This is a genomic window from Streptomyces sp. PT12, assembly GCF_003311645.1.
In the GTDB taxonomy this organism is placed as follows: domain Bacteria; phylum Actinomycetota; class Actinomycetes; order Streptomycetales; family Streptomycetaceae; genus Streptomyces.
Window position 1 is genome coordinate 32,803 of sequence record NZ_QEST01000183.1, and the last position, 15,834, is coordinate 48,636.

General features: G+C 73.2%; 17 protein-coding genes and 3 pseudogenes. 6 read left to right on the plus strand and 14 right to left on the minus strand.

What is annotated here, in order from left to right:
* Window positions 1-150 precede the first annotated feature (150 nt).
* Complete coding sequence (locus DEH69_RS20355) at window positions 151-522, plus strand: DUF2255 family protein (protein WP_113688425.1); 372 nt, start codon at window positions 151-153, stop codon at window positions 520-522.
* Window positions 523-752: 230 nt separating this feature from the next.
* Here the strand turns inward: DEH69_RS20355 and DEH69_RS20360 are convergent, their stop codons facing one another.
* The 3 genes from DEH69_RS20360 to DEH69_RS20370 form a co-directional block, all read right to left on the minus strand.
* Window positions 753-1,841 (minus strand): LacI family DNA-binding transcriptional regulator, encoded by a 1,089-nt coding sequence (locus DEH69_RS20360; protein ID WP_258534829.1) that lies wholly within the window; start codon window positions 1,839-1,841, stop codon window positions 753-755.
* Between the two features lie 90 nt (window positions 1,842-1,931).
* Window positions 1,932-3,197 (minus strand): YeeE/YedE family protein, encoded by a 1,266-nt coding sequence (locus tag DEH69_RS20365; protein WP_113688427.1) that lies wholly within the window; start codon window positions 3,195-3,197, stop codon window positions 1,932-1,934.
* 270 nt (window positions 3,198-3,467) lie between these two features.
* Complete coding sequence (locus DEH69_RS20370; protein WP_113688428.1) at window positions 3,468-3,950, minus strand: YbaK/EbsC family protein; 483 nt, start codon at window positions 3,948-3,950, stop codon at window positions 3,468-3,470.
* A gap of 21 nt (window positions 3,951-3,971) precedes the next feature.
* Here DEH69_RS20370 and DEH69_RS32960 point away from each other — a divergent pair.
* Window positions 3,972-4,253: pseudogene (locus DEH69_RS32960) on the plus strand (EamA family transporter); the annotation flags it as partial.
* 34 nt (window positions 4,254-4,287) lie between these two features.
* On the opposite strand, the gene DEH69_RS20380 reads toward DEH69_RS32960, so the two are convergent.
* Window positions 4,288-4,755, minus strand: a complete 468-nt coding sequence (locus DEH69_RS20380) for a DUF4442 domain-containing protein (RefSeq protein WP_113688440.1) — start codon at window positions 4,753-4,755, stop codon at window positions 4,288-4,290.
* Between the two features lie 92 nt (window positions 4,756-4,847).
* Between DEH69_RS20380 and DEH69_RS20385 the strand changes: the two genes are divergently transcribed.
* Window positions 4,848-5,942 (plus strand): hypothetical protein, encoded by a 1,095-nt coding sequence (locus DEH69_RS20385; RefSeq protein WP_147255734.1) that lies wholly within the window; start codon window positions 4,848-4,850, stop codon window positions 5,940-5,942.
* 54 nt (window positions 5,943-5,996) lie between these two features.
* Here DEH69_RS20385 and DEH69_RS20390 read toward each other — a convergent pair whose 3' ends face one another.
* The 3 genes from DEH69_RS20390 to DEH69_RS20400 form a co-directional block, all read right to left on the minus strand.
* Complete coding sequence (locus tag DEH69_RS20390; protein ID WP_113688430.1) at window positions 5,997-6,842, minus strand: spermidine synthase; 846 nt, start codon at window positions 6,840-6,842, stop codon at window positions 5,997-5,999.
* 65 nt (window positions 6,843-6,907) lie between these two features.
* Window positions 6,908-8,083 carry an elongation factor Tu gene (tuf, locus tag DEH69_RS20395; protein WP_113688431.1) on the minus strand — a complete coding sequence of 392 codons (1,176 nt, stop codon included), beginning with the start codon at window positions 8,081-8,083 and terminating at the stop codon, window positions 6,908-6,910.
* Window positions 8,084-8,195: 112 nt separating this feature from the next.
* On the minus strand, window positions 8,196-8,357 hold the full coding sequence (locus tag DEH69_RS20400; protein WP_181727524.1) for a hypothetical protein: 162 nt from the start codon (window positions 8,355-8,357) through the stop codon (window positions 8,196-8,198).
* Between the two features lie 169 nt (window positions 8,358-8,526).
* On the opposite strand from DEH69_RS20400, the gene DEH69_RS20405 reads away from it, so the two are divergent.
* Window positions 8,527-9,432, plus strand: a complete 906-nt coding sequence (locus DEH69_RS20405) for an undecaprenyl-diphosphate phosphatase (protein ID WP_113688433.1) — start codon at window positions 8,527-8,529, stop codon at window positions 9,430-9,432.
* Here the strand turns inward: DEH69_RS20405 and DEH69_RS20410 are convergent.
* From DEH69_RS20410 to DEH69_RS32965, 7 genes are all read right to left on the minus strand, one after another.
* Entirely contained in the window at window positions 9,416-10,354 is a 939-nt protein-coding gene (locus DEH69_RS20410) for a Gfo/Idh/MocA family protein (RefSeq protein ID WP_113688434.1), read from the minus strand. The genes DEH69_RS20405 and DEH69_RS20410 overlap by 17 nt on opposite strands.
* Window positions 10,355-10,502: 148 nt before the next feature.
* On the minus strand, window positions 10,503-11,186 hold the full coding sequence (gene ung / locus DEH69_RS20415; protein ID WP_113688441.1) for a uracil-DNA glycosylase: 684 nt from the start codon (window positions 11,184-11,186) through the stop codon (window positions 10,503-10,505).
* A 102-nt stretch (window positions 11,187-11,288) separates the two neighbouring features.
* On the minus strand, window positions 11,289-12,056 hold the full coding sequence (locus DEH69_RS20420) for an SDR family oxidoreductase (protein ID WP_113688435.1): 768 nt from the start codon (window positions 12,054-12,056) through the stop codon (window positions 11,289-11,291).
* Window positions 12,057-12,112: 56 nt separating this feature from the next.
* Window positions 12,113-12,874 carry a 3-oxoacyl-ACP reductase FabG gene (gene fabG / locus DEH69_RS20425; protein WP_113688436.1) on the minus strand — a complete coding sequence of 254 codons (762 nt, stop codon included), beginning with the start codon at window positions 12,872-12,874 and terminating at the stop codon, window positions 12,113-12,115.
* A 108-nt stretch (window positions 12,875-12,982) separates the two neighbouring features.
* The gene (locus tag DEH69_RS20430) at window positions 12,983-13,366 is read right to left on the minus strand and encodes a DUF3037 domain-containing protein (protein WP_113688437.1); all 384 of its coding nucleotides are present in this window, start codon (window positions 13,364-13,366) and stop codon (window positions 12,983-12,985) included.
* Window positions 13,363-14,193 (minus strand): HipA family kinase, encoded by an 831-nt coding sequence (locus tag DEH69_RS20435; protein ID WP_113688442.1) that lies wholly within the window; start codon window positions 14,191-14,193, stop codon window positions 13,363-13,365. The genes DEH69_RS20430 and DEH69_RS20435 overlap by 4 nt, the downstream gene beginning before the upstream one ends.
* Before the next feature lie 119 nt (window positions 14,194-14,312).
* Window positions 14,313-14,654 carry a tyrosine-type recombinase/integrase gene (locus tag DEH69_RS32965; RefSeq protein ID WP_258534830.1) on the minus strand — a complete coding sequence of 114 codons (342 nt, stop codon included), beginning with the start codon at window positions 14,652-14,654 and terminating at the stop codon, window positions 14,313-14,315.
* Window positions 14,655-14,975: 321 nt separating this feature from the next.
* On the opposite strand from DEH69_RS32965, the pseudogene DEH69_RS20445 reads away from it, so the two are divergent.
* A pseudogene (locus DEH69_RS20445) lies at window positions 14,976-15,308 on the plus strand (transposase); the annotation flags it as partial.
* A gap of 69 nt (window positions 15,309-15,377) precedes the next feature.
* Window positions 15,378-15,677, plus strand: a pseudogene (locus DEH69_RS20450) (helix-turn-helix domain-containing protein); the annotation flags it as partial.
* Window positions 15,678-15,834 lie beyond the last annotated feature (157 nt).

The following is a 15,834-nucleotide window of genomic DNA, read 5'->3' on the forward strand; positions in this document are numbered from 1 at the left end:
AAGGGGGTTGGGAGAGAAAGATTCCTTCAGCGGCGTCGTTGCGGCCACGCGGGCGGAACGGCGAATGCCGGGGATGGCGAGGCGCCCGGCCTACCCTCGTTCCGTCATGAGCCGATTTGTCGGCAATGCCGGACGCTGAGGAGCCGCACGATGACCCCCGAATTCGCCGCAGTCAAGGACTACCTGGGCACCGCCAACACCATCCGCATCGCCACCCCGCTCGCCTCGGGCGGCGAGCGGGAGACCCCGATCTGGTCCGTCACCGTCGACGACGTGCCCTATGTCCGCAGCGCCTACGGCGAGGGCTCCCACTGGTACCGGCGGGCCACGCGCGCGGGCCGGGCGACCATCGTGTCGGACCGCGGCAGGCACCCCGTCGCCGTGACGCGGGTGGACGACGAGGCGACCCGCGCCGCCGTGGACGACGCCTACCGCGCCAAGTACGCGCGCGAGGCGTCCTCGCTCCAGCCGCTGCTCGGCGAGACGTCCCGCGTCACGACGCTGCGCATCGGCGAGGCGTAGGGCCCCTCTGATCGTTCCCGGTGGATCAGCGAGCGGCGGATGGCGCCCGCCTGGCAAGGCGCCGGATCGCGGCTCGTACGGTGGGGGCACCTCCCGGACGGAGTCCGGGGGACGTACCCGCGCGATGCGGCAACACAGCCCGGGAGTCCCCCCGGACGAAGTCCGGGGGAGGGATGCCAGTCGTCGCGAGCCCGCCGGGGATGGTCAGACAGGCCCTCCGCGCCGTTCGGTCAGCGGGGCCGCGCGGGGGGCGGGGCGACGGAGTCGCGGAGCGCGACCCGGGTGCCGAGCAGGACGTGCTGGTCGCCGGGGGACGCGGCGCGGCCGTGCCGGTCGAGCGCGAGGCGGACGGCGGTGCGGCCCATCTCCTCGTAGGGCACATGGACGGTGGTCAGCCGGGGCCGCAGATCCGTGGCGGGAGGGACGTCGTCGTAGCCCACGAGCGAGATGTCGCCGGGAACGGCGAGCCCGGCCTCGGTGATGGCCCGCAGCGCCCCCGCGGCGACCGCGTCGGTCAGGGCGAAGACCCCGGTGAAGTCACGGGCGCGGGCGAGCCGTTCGCGCATGGCGGCATGGGCCTCGCCCCGGTCGAACGGCACCTTCTCGACCAGCGACTCCCGGTAGGGGACGCCGAAGTCGGCCAGCGCGCGGCGGTACCCGGCCAGGCGCGCGGCGCTCGTGGTCAGCGCGGCGTCGCCGCCAAACAGCAGCACATCGCGGTGGCCCGCGGCCAGCAGGCGCCCGGTGATCGCGTGCGCGCCGCCCTCGTTGTCGTACTCGACGACCGTGGCGGGCACGGCATCGCCAAGCGGGGGGCGGCCGACGAGCACGAGGCGCGAACCCGACCGGTCGAGGGCGCGGGCGAGGGCGGCCATCGTGCGGCGGTAGGGCTCGTCGTCCACGACGCTGCCGATGAGGATGACCGCCTCGGCGCCCTGCTGGCGCATCAGGTGCACGGCCTCCACCTCGCGCGCCGGGTCGCCGCCGCTCACACACAGCAGGCACAGCCGCCCCCGGCGCGACGCCTCCTCCTCGATGCCGTGGGCGACCTGGGCGAACGAGGGGCCGCGCACATCGCTGAGCACGAACGCCACCGTCTTGGCGCCGTGGCCGCGCAGCGCGCGGGCGTGGGTGTTGGCGACATAGTCGAGGTCGCGCAGGGCCTTCTCGACGCGGCGGCGGGTCGCGGTGGCGACCGGGTAGTTCCCCGCGATCACCCGGGAGACGGTCGGCACGGAGACCCCGGCCCTGCGCGCGACGTCCTTGAGCGTGGCCCGCCCGCGCCCGGCACGGCCGGGCACCCCGCTCTGTGTGGTCACGGCGGCCAGTGTAATCCGCCGCACCGGCCGGAAAGTCCGGCCCGGCGCCCCGAACGCCCGCGTGCGCCAGGGGTGTTGGGATCGCTGGGATCAGCAGGCGCCGTCGGTCGGCTTGGGGTTGACCAGGCCGAACAGCGGGCGCAGCCTGAGCCCGGCCCAGGTGCCCACCAGGGCGGTGGCGCCCCACAGCCAGCCGTGCAGGCTGCCCGAGGCGATGCCCGCGAGATAGGCGCCGATGTTGCAGCCCCCGGCCAGGCGGGCGCCGATGCCCATGAGGACTCCGCCGAGCACGGCCGCGACCGCGGTCCGCCACGGGATGCCGCGGTGCAGGGCCCACGTGCCGCCGAGCGAGGCGGCCACGGCGGCGCCGATCATGATGCCGATGTCGGTCAGGCTGTTCTTGTCGGCCAGGATCGGTCCCGCCAGCATCTCGGCGTTCCCCGGCTGCTGCCAGAAGCTCCAGCTCTCGGGCGAGCCGCCGAGCGCGCCGAACGCCTCGCTGCCCCACAGCGCGAACGCGCTGGTCACGCCCCATGCCCCGCCCGAGACCAGCAGCACGCCGGCGCCGAGCAGCGCCAGGACCACGGCGCCAGCGGCCAGCGGCCACGAGCCGCGCAGCGCGCGCCGTGCGGCGCCCCTGGTGGTGGGCACGGCGCCGACCGGCGGGGGGTTGCGGCGGCGCTGGACAAGGCGGGTGAGGGCGACAAGGCCCACCAGGGCGAGGATCGTCACGCCCCAGGAACCGAACCAGCCGATGTGGTCGGAGAGCACCACGGGGTCGAGGGCGGGCAGGTCGTTCCACAGGTCGAACTGCCAGGCGGCGAGCGTCGATCCGAGGATGAAGCCGCCGAGCGTCAGCACGATCGAGGACTGGCCCGCGCCCACGGCGAAAAGCGTCCCCGACGCGCACGCGCCGCCGAGCTGCATGCCGACGGCGAAGACGAACGCGCCGAGCAGCAGGCCCACGCCGAGCGCGCCCGCCGACGGGGCGGGCTCGGAGCCGAACAGGCCCGTGCCGGTGCCGATGATCAGCGCGAACAGGGTGGCCGTGGTGCCGAGCAGCAGGGCGTGGGCGCGCAGCCCCGTGCCGTTGCCCACCGCGATCAGCTGGCGCCAGGCGGAGGTGAAGCCGAACCGCGAGTGGAACAGCGCGAATCCGAGGCCGAGGCCGAGCAGCAGGAGCACGCCGGGCTTGCCGCCGTGCTCGGCGAAGACATAGGCGTCGAGGCCCGCGGCCAGCAGCGCGGCGACGACGAGCGGCACCTTCCGCACGGGCGGCGCCTCGGGCGCCTCGGGCGGGGGCGCGCTCGTGGGCGCAGGGCGAAGGACGGGGGGCAGGGGGGAGGTGGTGGTCACGGGGACTCCGGGGACACGCGGGACGTACGGGGAAGAGCGGCACCGGCCGCGCGGGGCGGAACCGTGCGGAGCGGGGGGAGGGGCTCAGCGGCGACAGAGGCCGTCGTCGACGCACCACGCCGAGCTCGCGAAGAGCGCGAGGCACAGAAAACGGGCGGGTGCGAGCATGTGTCCCATCCTAGGAGTCCGCCCGCGGCCCCGTCACCCCCCTCCCCCGCACCCCGGCCAGGCGGCCTTCGCCGGGGAACGGGCCAGCGCCGGGGGGAACGGTCAGCGGCCCAGGCCCTCGACCACTTCCGAGCCCGCGATCTGGAGCAGCGCCTTGCCCGGAAGGATCAGTTCGCCCCTGCGGCGGCCGCTGCCGAGCAGCACCCACGGCAGGTCCACGACGGCCGCGTCAAGCAGGACGGGCCAGTCGGCGGGCAGGCCGATGGGGGTGATCCCGCCGTACTCCATGCCGCTCTCGCCGTCCGCGACCTCGTGCGGCGCGAACGACGCCTTGCGGGCGCCGAGATGGCGGCGGACCGTGCCGTTGACGTCCACCCGGGTCGGGGAGCGCACCACGCACGCGGCCAGACGCGTCTGGCCGCCGCGCTTGCCCGCGACCACGACGCAGTTGGCCGAGACGGAGCGCAGCTCCGGCCCGTGTGCCGCGACGAAGTCGGCGGTGTCGGCCACCGCGGGGTCGCTGTCCACGAACACCACCTGGTCGGCGGGAACGGGCCCCGACCACGCGGCGAGGGCCGCGGACACGGGCTCGGGCAGCAGCTCCAGCGCCTCGGGGGCGGGGCGGTGCTGCCGTCCGGCGGCCTGGCGCCGGTGCGGCGCGCGCGCCCCGCGTTGACGCTCGTCGGCCTGGCGGACGCGGCGGCCAACGGCACCTATGCGCTGGCCGTCGGCATGGGCCCGGTCACCGTGGCCGCCTCGCTCGCCGCGCTCGACCCGGTGGTCACTGCGGTGGCGGCGCGGGGCGTGCTGCGCGAGCGGCTGCGCGCGGTGCAGGCGGCGGGCGCGGCGCTCGCGCTGGCGGGCACGCTCCTGCTGGCCTCGGGCTGACCGCGCGCCCGCGCCCGCGCGCCCGCCGCGCGCCTCAGCCGGTGGGGCGGAGGGTCCAGGTGATCGTCATCTCCCCGGTGACCGCGCCGTCCTCGCGCTCGATGGCGACCGCCACGGGGAACTCCGGGCGCCCGCCCGCCCGCAGCTCGGCGAGCACGTCGTCGACCGGGCGGCCGAGCGTGGCGGTCGCCGTGACCGGGCCCTTGGCCAGCTTCCGGTAGGCGATCTCCGCGCGCACGGCGAGCGGCACGGCGTCCGAGAGGTGGTCCGCGAACGCCGCGAGGACGATCGCGCCGCTCGCCGACTCCCCCAGCGTGAACATCGCGCCAGCGTGCGGCCCGCCGACGTGGTTGTGGAAGGCGGCGTCGTCGGGCAGGCGGACCACGGCCCGGCCGGCGTCCGCCGCCAGGACCTCGAGCCCGAGCGTGCGGACCATGGGAACGGTGGCGGCGAGGAGGTCGCCGAGCGCGGGCCGGGCGTCGGACGTCTGTTCGTCGGTCATGAACACAGGTTACCAACGGGTAAGTCGCAGGTCCGTAGCAATACCCGAGGCCGACGTAGCCCCGGCGCACAGCGGGCCGTAGGGTCACGCGCATGAGGGCAGGAGAACAGCAACCGGGGGGCGAGCCCAACTCCCCGTGGTCGAACCCGTATCAGCAGCCGGGGTATCAGCAGCAGAATCCCTACCAGGGCGCGACGCCTCCCGGGCAGCAGCAGTGGGGGGCCCAGCCGGGGCAGCCCCAGCCGGGACAGTGGCAGCAGCCGGGACCCCTGGGCCCGCCGACCGACGGCCAGGGCATACCCGCGCCCGACGCCCCACCGCCCGGCGGGGGTTCGGGCGGGCGCAAGGGGAAGACGACGGCCATCGCCATCGTTTCCGCCACCGCGGTGCTGGCCGCCGCGGTGATCACCGGCGTGGTCGTGCTGAGCGGGGACGACGGCGACGGCGACGCGGGCGCGAGCGGCGACTCCTCGCCCAGCCCGTCGGAGGAGCCCACGGCCGAGGAGGAGGGCCCCGACCTCGGCCCCGACGACCCGCGCCAGGGCATCGCCCAGATCCCCGACCCGGTGGTCGCGCCCGACTGGCAGGTGCAGACCCTGGAGAACCGCCACCTCGCGTTCGACGTCCCGGCCGAGGACTGGACGATCGGCAGCGAGGGCATGTACGTCGGCTACGAGGACCCCGAGGCCGAGGAGCCCGCCGACGACGAGGAGTGGGCGGCGCCGGAGCTGTATGTCTCCATGGCGGGCGCCGCCATCTTCATGGACGGCTGGTGCCCCGAGTCGGAGACCGGCGCGAGCTGGCGCGCGACGGCGGGAACCAAGGGCGCGCAGGGCGCGACCGGCACCGAGGAGGCCGCCTACAACGAGGCGGGCGCGTGGGCCTGGGCGGCCTACGACCCCGACCGCGAGGGCACGATCGAGGTCACGGACGCCGTGCCGTTCGAGAGCGACCACGGCATCGTCGGGCACACCGCGACCGCGACCGTCACGGGCGTTCCCGAGGACCCCGACGAGCCGTGCGGCTCGCCGGGCGGCGGCAAGGTGATCACCGTCTCCTACCAGGACCTCAGCAACGACATGGCGACCTGGGTGCTGGTCATGGACACCGGCTACGAGGGCGAGCCCTCCCAGGAGACCGTCGACCAGATCGTCGGCAGCCTGCGGCCCTTCCCCGTCGAGGAGTGACGCGGGCCCGCGTCGGCGGACGGTGGTCGGCCGATGGCGGCAAGGTGATCGTGGTCAGCGGATGGTGAACGCGCCCGACGGCGGGCGGGGCGAGGGCAGCGGCGCGTCGTCGGGCACCGGGGCCGCGTCGCCGACGAACCGGTCGAGCACGTCGCCATCGACCACCCGGGCCGGGAACGGGTCGGCGGCGGCGCGCCGGGCGATCCCCGCGGTGTCGAGAGGGCGGCGCGAGGCGGCCACCACCACGTTGCCCAGGCGCCTGCCGCGCAGCACCGAGGGCTCGGCGACCAGGCACAGCTCGGCGAAGTGGGCGCGGAGCGTGGCGAGTTGGGAGCGGAGGAAGGCGAAGGGGGCGGCATCTGCGAGGTTGGCGGCGTAGACGCCGCCGGGGCGCAGGGCGCGGGCCGCGGCCCGCGCGCAGCCCAGGGTGGTCAGATGCGCGGGGACGCGGCTGCCGTTGAAGACGTCGGCGATCAGCGCGTCCACCGACGCCTCGGGGGTCGCGACCAGGCGGGCCAGGGCGTCCCCCGTCTCGACGGCGATGCCGCCGCCATCGGGCAGCGGCAGGTGCTCGGCGACCAGCGCGACCAGCCGCCCGTCCGCCTCGACGACGCGCTGCCGCGCCCCAGGGTGGACGGCCGCCACTCGGCGCGGCAGGGTCAACGCGCCCCCGCCCAGGTGCAGCACGTCGAACGCGCGCCCCTCGGGCGCGGCGGTGTCCAGCACGTGCGCGAGCCTGCGCGTGTACTCGAACTCCAGGTGGGTGGGGTCGGCCAGGTCCACATACGACTGGGGCGTGCCGTCCATCGTGAGCAGCCAGGCGCCCTCACGGTCCAGGTCGGGCAGCAGGCGGGCCTCGCCGAGGTCGGTGTCCCTGATCACGGGCAGCCGTTCGTCCACCCACCCATTGTGGCCCCCCGGGCCGCGTCACGGGCCGGGGGGCCGTCTCTCACGGGCTCACGGGCTCACGGCTGTTCGACCGCGGTCACGGTGCCCGCGCCGACCGTGCGGCCGCCCTCGCGGATCGCGAAGCCGAGCCCGGGCTCGAGCGGCACAGGATGGCCGAGCCTGACCCTCATGGTCACGGTCTCGCCCGGCAGCGCCATCGCCGCGTCGCCCAGCGCGATGTCGCCGACCACGTCCGCGGTCCTGATGTAGAACTGCGGCCGGTAGCCGGTGACCACGGGCGTGCGGCGGCCGCCCTCGTCGCCGCCGAGCAGGTACACCTCGGCGGTGAACGCGTCGCGCGGCGTTACGCTGCCGGGCCTGGCCACCACTTGGCCACGCCGCACCGCGTCCCGCGGAACGCCGCGCAGCAGCAGCGCGACGTTGTCGCCCGCCTGCGCCTCCTCCATCGGCTTGCCGAACGTCTCGAGCCCGGTGACCACCGTCTCCGTGTCCGCGCCGAGCACCTGAACGCGGTCGCCCATCCTGACCGTGCCGCGCTCGACGGCGCCCGTGACGACCGTTCCGCGCCCCGTGATGGTCAGGACGTTCTCCACCGGGAGCAGGAACGGCGCGTCCAGGTAGCGCTCGGGCACCGGGACATAGGTGTCCACGGCGTCGAGCAGCGCCTCCACGGCCGCCGTCCACCGCGGCTCCCCCGCGAGCGCGCCGAGCCCGGAGACCCGGACCACCGGCAGCGTCTCGCCCGGGTAGCCGTGCGCGGTCAGCAGCTCGCGGACCTCGAGCTCGACCAGGTCGGTCAGCTCGGGGTCGCCCGCGTCGGCCTTGTTGAGCGCCACGACGATGTGTCTGACGCCGACCTGACGGGCCAGCAGCACGTGCTCGGCGGTCTGCGGCATGACGCCGTCGACGGCCGAGACGACCAGGATCGCGCCGTCCAGCTGCGCCGCGCCGGTCACCATGTTCTTGACGTAGTCGGCGTGGCCCGGCATGTCGACGTGCGCGTAGTGCCGCGTCTCCGTCTCGTACTCGACGTGCGCCAGGGTGATGGTGATCCCGCGGGCCGCCTCCTCGGGGGCCTTGTCGATCCGGTCGAACGGGACGAACGTGCCGGTGCCCCGCTCGCTGAGGACCTTGGTGATGGCGGCGGTCAGCGTGGTCTTGCCATGGTCGACGTGCCCCATGGTGCCGATGTTGAGATGGGGCTTGGTGCGCACGTATGCCTGCTTCGGCATGACGGTCTCTTCCTCGCTGCTGAGGTGGGATCCCGGCGCGCGGCCGGGACACGGACCCCTGGCTTCCGGCCGACCCTCCCCCTGCGGGGTCCGCGGAACGATCCGGGAAGGGTCAGCGTCGGGCGCCGTCTGCCGCGACGAAGGAGAAGCCGTGCGGCTCGGCGACACCGGCGAGATCGGCCAGACCCGCGGCATCGGCGTGGAGGAAGGTAAGGGCGGCCCTCGGCGCGGCCGCGCTTGCGGCCGGCGCTGCGGGGAGGGCGTACCGGATCACGGAAGCGATGATGGCGCGCCGCGGGCCCCCTGTCGAACGGTTTTCTTCCAGGCCGCGGTACAAGGCACTCCCCCGGCTGGCTTAGAGTGATCCCGATCAATCAACTCCACGCGCTTTTCGCGCCCCTCACGCTCCTTACGACACTCTCCCCTGGGATGCCGCAGAGTTCATGTCTTGGTTCGAATCACTGATTCTCGGTCTGGTCCAGGGGCTGACAGAGTTCCTGCCGATCTCGTCCAGCGCCCATCTGCGGCTCACCGCCGTGGCGTTCGACTGGGAGGACCCGGGTCCGGCGTTCACCGCGGTCACCCAGATCGGCACGGAGACCGCGATCCTGATCTACTTCCGCAAGGACATCGTCAGGATCGTCAGGGCGTGGTTCAGGTCGCTCCGGGACAAGGCGGCGCGCTCGGATCCCGACGCGCGGATGGGCTGGCTGGTCATCGTCGGCTCGATCCCGATCGGCGTGCTGGGGCTGACGCTCCAGGACGCGATCGACGGCCCCTTCCGGGATCTGCGGCTCATCGCCGTCAACCTGATCGTGCTCGGCATCATCCTGGGCGTCGCCGACCGCATGGCGCTGCGGGACGCGACCGGCGGGAAGCACCGGGCGGTCAAGCCGCGCAAGACGCTTGAGCAGCTGTCGGTCCGCGACGGCCTGATCTACGGATTCGCCCAGGCCATGGCGCTGGTCCCCGGCGTCTCCCGCTCCGGCGCCACCATCACGGGCGGCCTCTTCCTCGGCTACACCCGCGAGGCGGCGGCGCGTTACTCGTTCCTGCTGGCCATTCCCGCGGTGCTCGCCTCGGGCGGGTACGAGCTGACCTCCATCGGCGAGGAGGGCTCGCACATCTCGTGGGGCCCGACGATCCTGGCGACGGTCGTGTCCTTCCTGGTGGGCTTCGCGGTGATCGCGTGGTTCATGAAGTGGGTCAGCACCCGGACGTTCATGCCGTTCGTGTGGTACCGCATCGTGATCGGCGTGGCGCTGCTGCTGCTGATCTTCTTCGGCGTGGTCGAGCCGCACGCGGGCGAGGACGTGGGCACGGGGGACGAGATCACCTCGGAGGAGTGACCCCCGGCGCGATGCCCGCCCCGTGCTCCTCCAGCGCGGAGATGACGATCCGTTCACACAGCTCATGGGTGCGCAACGCGTCCCGCGCGCCCGGTGTGCGCCCGGCGCGCACGGCGTCGAGGAACGCCAGGGCCGCCTGCTCGATGCCGCGCTGACGCGGGACGGGCACCCAGTCCCCCCTGCGGCGGACGCTGGGCTGGCCCTTGTGGTCGATGATCTCCGCGAGGTTGCGGACCTCGCGCTTGGCGTCCTGCCCCGAGACCTCGACGCTCTCCTCGGTCGACCCCGAGCGGTGGTTCATGGCGCCGACGGCCGTGAACCCCTCGCCCGAGAGCTGGAGCACCACATGGTGCAGCAGCCCGCCGCTGACCCGCGTGGCGACGGTGACGCGGTCCACCGGGCCCGGCGCGAGGAAGCGCAGGGTGTCCACGACATGGACGAAGTCGTCGAACACGAAGCGCCTGGGGTCATCGGGCAGGCCCTTGCGGTGCTTCTGCATGACGATCAGGTCGCGCGGATGCTCCAGGAGGCCCGCGTAGGCGGGCGCGTGGCGGCGGTTGAAGCCGACGGTCAGGGCCACGCCGCGGGCCTCGGCCAGCTCGACCAGGCGCTCGGCCTCCACGAGGCGGTAGGCGAGCGGCTTGTCGACATAGGTGGGTATGCCCGCCTCGATGAGCCGGGTGACGATCTCGGGGTGGGTGTGGGTGGGCGCGTGGACGAACGCCGCGTCGGGGCGGGCGGCGATGAGCGCGTCCAGATCGTGGTGGCGCTGCTCGGCGGGGATCCGGAGGGCGTCGCCCGTCCGGTCCAGGGTGGCGCGGGTGCGGGTGTGGAGATGGGGCTCGACACCGGGCTGGGTGGTGAGCACGGGCAGGTACGCCTTGTGGGCGATGTCCCCGAGCCCGATCACGCCGACCTTCACAGGGCGCTCCTTCGCGATCGCACAGGCATGGACCGGCAGGATACGCGGGCGCGCCGCCCCGCGGGACGGCGCGGGGCGGGCCACCGCGGCGGCCGTCCCCCGCGCCCCCGGCCGGGGGGCCGTCCTCACACCCCGGCCCTGACGGGCCTCACCTCCCCTGCCCCTTCCCCAGATCGGGGATGCGCCAGTCGATCGCGGTGTGGCCCTGGGCGGCGACCGCCTCGTCGATCTGGGTGAACGGCTTGGACCCGAGGAACTTCTTGGCGGAGAGCGGGGAGGGGTGGGCGCCCTCGACCACGGCGTGCCGCTCGGTGTCGATCAGGCGGAGCTTCTTGCGGGCGTAGGCGCCCCACAGCACGAACACCGCCGGGTCGGGGCGGGCGGCCACCGCGCGGATCACGGCGTCGGTGAAGGTCTCCCAACCCTTGTTCTTGTGGGAGTTGGGCTCGCCCGCGCGCACGGTCAGCACGGCGTTCAGCAGGAGGACGCCCTGCCGGGCCCAGGGCATCAGATAGCCGTTGTCGGGGATGGGGTGGCCGAGCTCGGCGTGCATCTCCTTGTAGATGTTCCGCAGGGAGGGCGGGATCCGCACGCCCGGCCTGACGGAGAAGCACAGGCCGTGCCCCTGGCCCTCGCCGTGGTACGGATCCTGGCCGAGGACCAGCACCTTGACGTCATCGAACGGCGTGGCATCGAGCGCCGCGAAGACCTCATCGCGCGGGGGGTAGACCGGGCCGCGCGCCCGCTCCTCCTCGACGAACTCGGTGAGCTCCTTGAAATAGAGCTTGCCGGGCTCCTCGCCGAGAACGCCCTGCCAGGAGTCGGGCAGCATGCCGGTCACGTCGTGAACCTCCGAAGGTACGCGGTCAGTTATTGATCAGAACGTACCCGGTGCCACTGACAGCGGAGGAACGGACAGCGGAGGAACGGCGGCTCAGGCGAGGCCCGCGTTGAGGAAGAGGCCGCCATCCACGACGAGGGTCTGGCCCGTGATCCAGGAGGACGCGTCGGAGGACAGGAACGCGACGGCGCCCGCCACGTCGCCCGGCACCCCGAGGCGGCCCAGGGGGTAGCGGGCGGCCGCCTCCTCCTCGCGGCCCTCGTAGAGCGGGGCGGCGAACTTCGTCTTCACGACCGCGGGGGCGACCGCGTTGACCCGGGCGGCGGGCGCGAACTCGTGGGCCAGCTGCTGGGTGAGGCTGATCAGCGCGGCCTTGCTGACGCCATAGGCGCCGAGGAACGGCGAGGCGGAGAGCCCGGCGACCGACGAGACGTTGACGACGGTGCCGCCGTGCTCGCGCTGCCAGGCGTGCCAGGCCCTGCGGGCCAGGGCGAGCGGCGCGAGGACGTTGATCTCGAAGACCTTGCGCAGCACGCCGGGGTCGAGGTCGGCGAGGCCGCCGAGCACGGGGTTGGTGCCCGCGCTGTTGACGAGGTGGTCGACGCGGCCCCAGGCGGCCATGACGCGTTCGATCACCTCGTCCTGGTGCGCCTCGTCATGGACCTTGCCGGGGACGGCCATCGCCCGCCCCGGGCCGCCAAGCTCGGCGACGGCGTCGTCGAGCGGCCCGGCGTTCCGCCCGGTGATGCACACGCGGTCGCCGCGGGCGGCCAGCGCCCGCGCTATGCCGAGGCCGATGCCGCGGCTCGCGCCGGTGACGACGGCGACGCGCCGCCGCGCCGCCCCCTGGGCCTCCGTCATGATCGCTCCCACCCTTCGGAACATGCGCTTCGGGACGCGCCCTTCGGAACGTGCGGTCAGTCGAGCGGGCCGCCCGCCACATAGAGGACCTGGCCCGAGACAAAGCCCGCGGCGTCGCCCGTGAAGAACGCGATGGCGTCGGCCACGTCCTCGGGCAGGCCGACCCGGCGCACGGGGGTCTCTTCGGCGCGCGCCTTCTGGAACTCCTCGAAGCCCACGCCGATCCGCGCCGCGGTCTGGGCGGTCATCTCGGTGACGATGAAGCCGGGGGCGACGGCGTTGGCCGTGATGCCGAACTTCCCCAGCTCGATGGCCAGCGTCTTGGTGAAGCCCTGGAGACCGGCCTTGGCAGCGGCGTAGTTGGCCTGGCCCCGGTTGCCGAGGGCCGAGCTGGAAGAGAGGCTGACGATCCGCCCGAAGCCCGCCGCGACCATGTGCGCCTGGCAGGCGCGCGACATCAGGAACGCGCCCCGCAGATGGACGCTCATGACGGTGTCCCAGTCGGCCTCGCTCATCTTGAACAGGAGGTTGTCCCGCAGCACCCCGGCGTTGTTGACCAGGATCTGCGGCGGGCCGAGCGTCTCGGCGACCCGGGTGACCGCCCGCTGCACCGCCTCGGCGTCCGCCACGTCGCAGCCCACCGCGACGGCGGTGCCCCCGGCGCCCTCGATGCGCTCCACCGTCGCGGCGGCGGCGTCCTCGGCCAGGTCGAGCACGGCGACGGCGCGGCCTTCCGCTGCCAGCCGCTCGGCGGTGGCGGCGCCGATGCCTCGGGCCGCGCCGGTGACGATGGCGACGCGCTGCTCGGTGGGTGCCATGGGGCGTTCTCCTTGCCGTCGGACGAGTGGCTACCGCACGGTAACCACGCGGAGGTGAGGTTGGGAAGGGGAGCGCGGTCGTGAGGATCGCTCCGTGGCCGCGGGGATTCAGTGGACGAGCACGCGCACCAGGCGGTCGAGCTCGCCGCCCGGGTCGGCGGTCAGCCCGGTGTGCACGGGCCCTGGCTGGACGACCGTGCTGCGCGGGGCGATCAGCCAGCGGAAGCGGCGCCCCGGGTCGTCGCCCGCGGCGGCTCCTGCCCCGTCGCCGCCCTCGCACACGCACTCGGCGGCGCGCAGCGCGGCGCGCACGCCGTTGACATCGGCCCCGGGGTCGAGGGTCAGCAGGCGCCGCTCGTCGAGGTGGACGCGGGCGGCGAGGAAGGACCGGGCGCGGCAGTAGAGGATGACGCCGCCGTTGATGGACTCGCCGCGCTCCACGCGCGGCACGACGCGCAGCACCGCGTACTCGAAGACCTCGCGCCCTTTCACCGTGCGGCCTCGCTCTCCGGATGGGCGCGGCCGGTCAGCCAGCCGGGGGCCCGGGAGGGCCTGTCCTTCGTGGGGCGCCCGACGGTGATGGCGTCGGACACGGTGCGCGCCCGGGTGATCAACGCCTCGGCGTAGGCGGCGCGCACGGCGTCGGGCGAGTCGAACCCCGGCTCGTCGGCGAGCCACTCGTCGGGAACGTCGGCGAGCGTATCGGCCAGCAGCTCGCCCGTGACGCGCGGCGCCAACTCGGCGGCGGCGCCCGCCAGATCGGGCCCGAACAGCGCCAGCGCGTGGTCGGACGCGTCATAGGGGCGGGCGACCGATGCGGCAGCGGTGGGCCAGTTGTGGTGCCAGATGAGCGCGGCGCCATGGTCGATGAGCCACAGATCGCCGTGCCAGACGAGGAGGTTGGGGTTGCGCCACGAGCGGTCGACGTTGTTGGTCAGGGCGTCGAACCACACCACGCGCCCGGCCTCGGCGGCCGAGACCCGGTAGGCGAGCGGGTCGAAGCCGAGGGATCCGGGGAGGAAGTCCATCCCGAGGTTGAGGCCGCCGCTGGCCTTGAGCAGTTCCTGCACCTCCTGGTCGGGCTCGCCCAGCCCGATGACCGGGTCGAGGCCCATCAGGACCAGCTCGGGAACGCGCAGCCCGAGCCGCCTGGCGAGGCCGCCGCAGACGACCTCGGCCACCAGGGACTTGCGCCCCTGCCCGGCGCCGGTGAATTTCATGACATAGGTGCCGAGGTCGTCGGCCTCCACGATCCCCGGCAGCGAGCCGCCCTCCCGCAGGGGGGTGACATAGCGGGTCGCGAACGTTTCGCGCAGCATCGTCACAGGTTATACGCCCCTCCAGCCTTCGAATGCACGGTGGGCCGCCGAGCCCTCCGGCCCGGCGGCCCACCTTGATCATCTCTGGGGAGTTCCTGGGGAGTTTCGTCCGTCGAAGCCTACCGCCGCGCTCCCCCGCCGAGCAGCGCGTCGATGGCGTGACGTCCCTTGTCGCCGGCCTCCGACATGAAGTGCGCGTAGTGGTCCAGCGTGATGGCCGGTGACGAGTGCCCCAGCCACCGTGCGAGGGTAACCACAGACTCCCCCGCCTCCAGCATGATGGAGGCATAGGTGCGCCGGAGCACATGGAAGCCGTCCTTGGGCGACGCCGCCCATTGCCAGGGCTTCGCTCCCTCGGCCAGTGGAGGGATGACCCCGGCCTTCGCCAGAGCAGGCTTCCATGTGTACGTGTTCCAGGTGTTCACGGCGACGGCGTTGCTGTATCGAGTGGTGAGCAGCAAGGAAGACCTATTCCACTGCTCCGCGCCGGGTTCTCCCCACGGCAGCTCCACCGTGACCGGTGGATAACTCTTGATATGCCGTTCCAGCTCCGACGCCACTGAGGCGGGCAGGTCCGCGTTGCGGACTCGTCCCCCTTTCGGGAGGGCGTAGTACTCCAGTCGCAGTTTGCTATTCCCGCTGGTCAGAAGCGTGGTTCTGAGTGTATTCAGCTGACGGGGTGTCAGGGGTGCTGAGTTCGTGACCTCGGGTGCGGCGGTGCCGTTGTGCTGGTCATGCAAGATGATGTGCGGCCCGAGGTGTGGTCGGCGGAGCTGGAAGAGATGCTGGTGCGGGTGGGCCACCGGTTCGGGCGGGTGGACCTGCGACGGCGGATGCGGGCCTATGTGCGTGGCCTGCTGGGACCGGTGGCCCGGAAGAACGGCTGGCAGCTGGCCGAGTACGCAGGCCACAGCACTCCGTCCGGGTTACAGCACTTACTCAGCCGCGCCCACTGGAACCCCGATGAGTTACGCGATGACCTGCAGGAATACGTCGCCGAGAAGCTCGGAGACCCGGCAGGCGTCCTGATCATCGACGACACCGGGTTCATCAAGAAGGGCGTCACCTCCGCCGGTGTCCAGCGGCAGTACTCCGGCACCGCCGGCCGCACCGAGTGTCGCGGGTTCCTGAAGACTGACCCCCAGGAGTCTTCCGAAAGTTGACCCCCTTGTTGATCATGGAGGGTGCTGAAGGTGGAGGATTGGGCCGAGATACGTCGTCTGCATCGAGCGGAGGGCGTGCCCATCAAGGAGATCGCGCGGCGACTGGGGGTGGCCCGGAATACGGTGCGGGCCGCATTGTCCTCGGACCGGCCGCCCAAGTACGAGCGTGCGCCGCGGGGTTCGGTGGCGGACGCGTACGAACCGCAGATCCGGGCCTTGCTGAAAGACTGGCCCCGAATGCCGGCGCCGGTCATCGCGGAACGGATCAACTGGCCGTACTCGATGTCGCCGTTGAAGAAGCGACTGAGCGTTTTCCAACCTGGCTGGTGCGGGCCGGTGTTGGAGTGGGGGTGGGGTCCGGACAGAGGTGAAGCTCCTGGTAGATGAGTTCACGACCAAGATCACTCGCTCGACCAGGAGCTTCGTCGTGCTTGTCTACCCGTCCGGGCTGGACCTGTCCAGTTCGCACCTGCGCTAC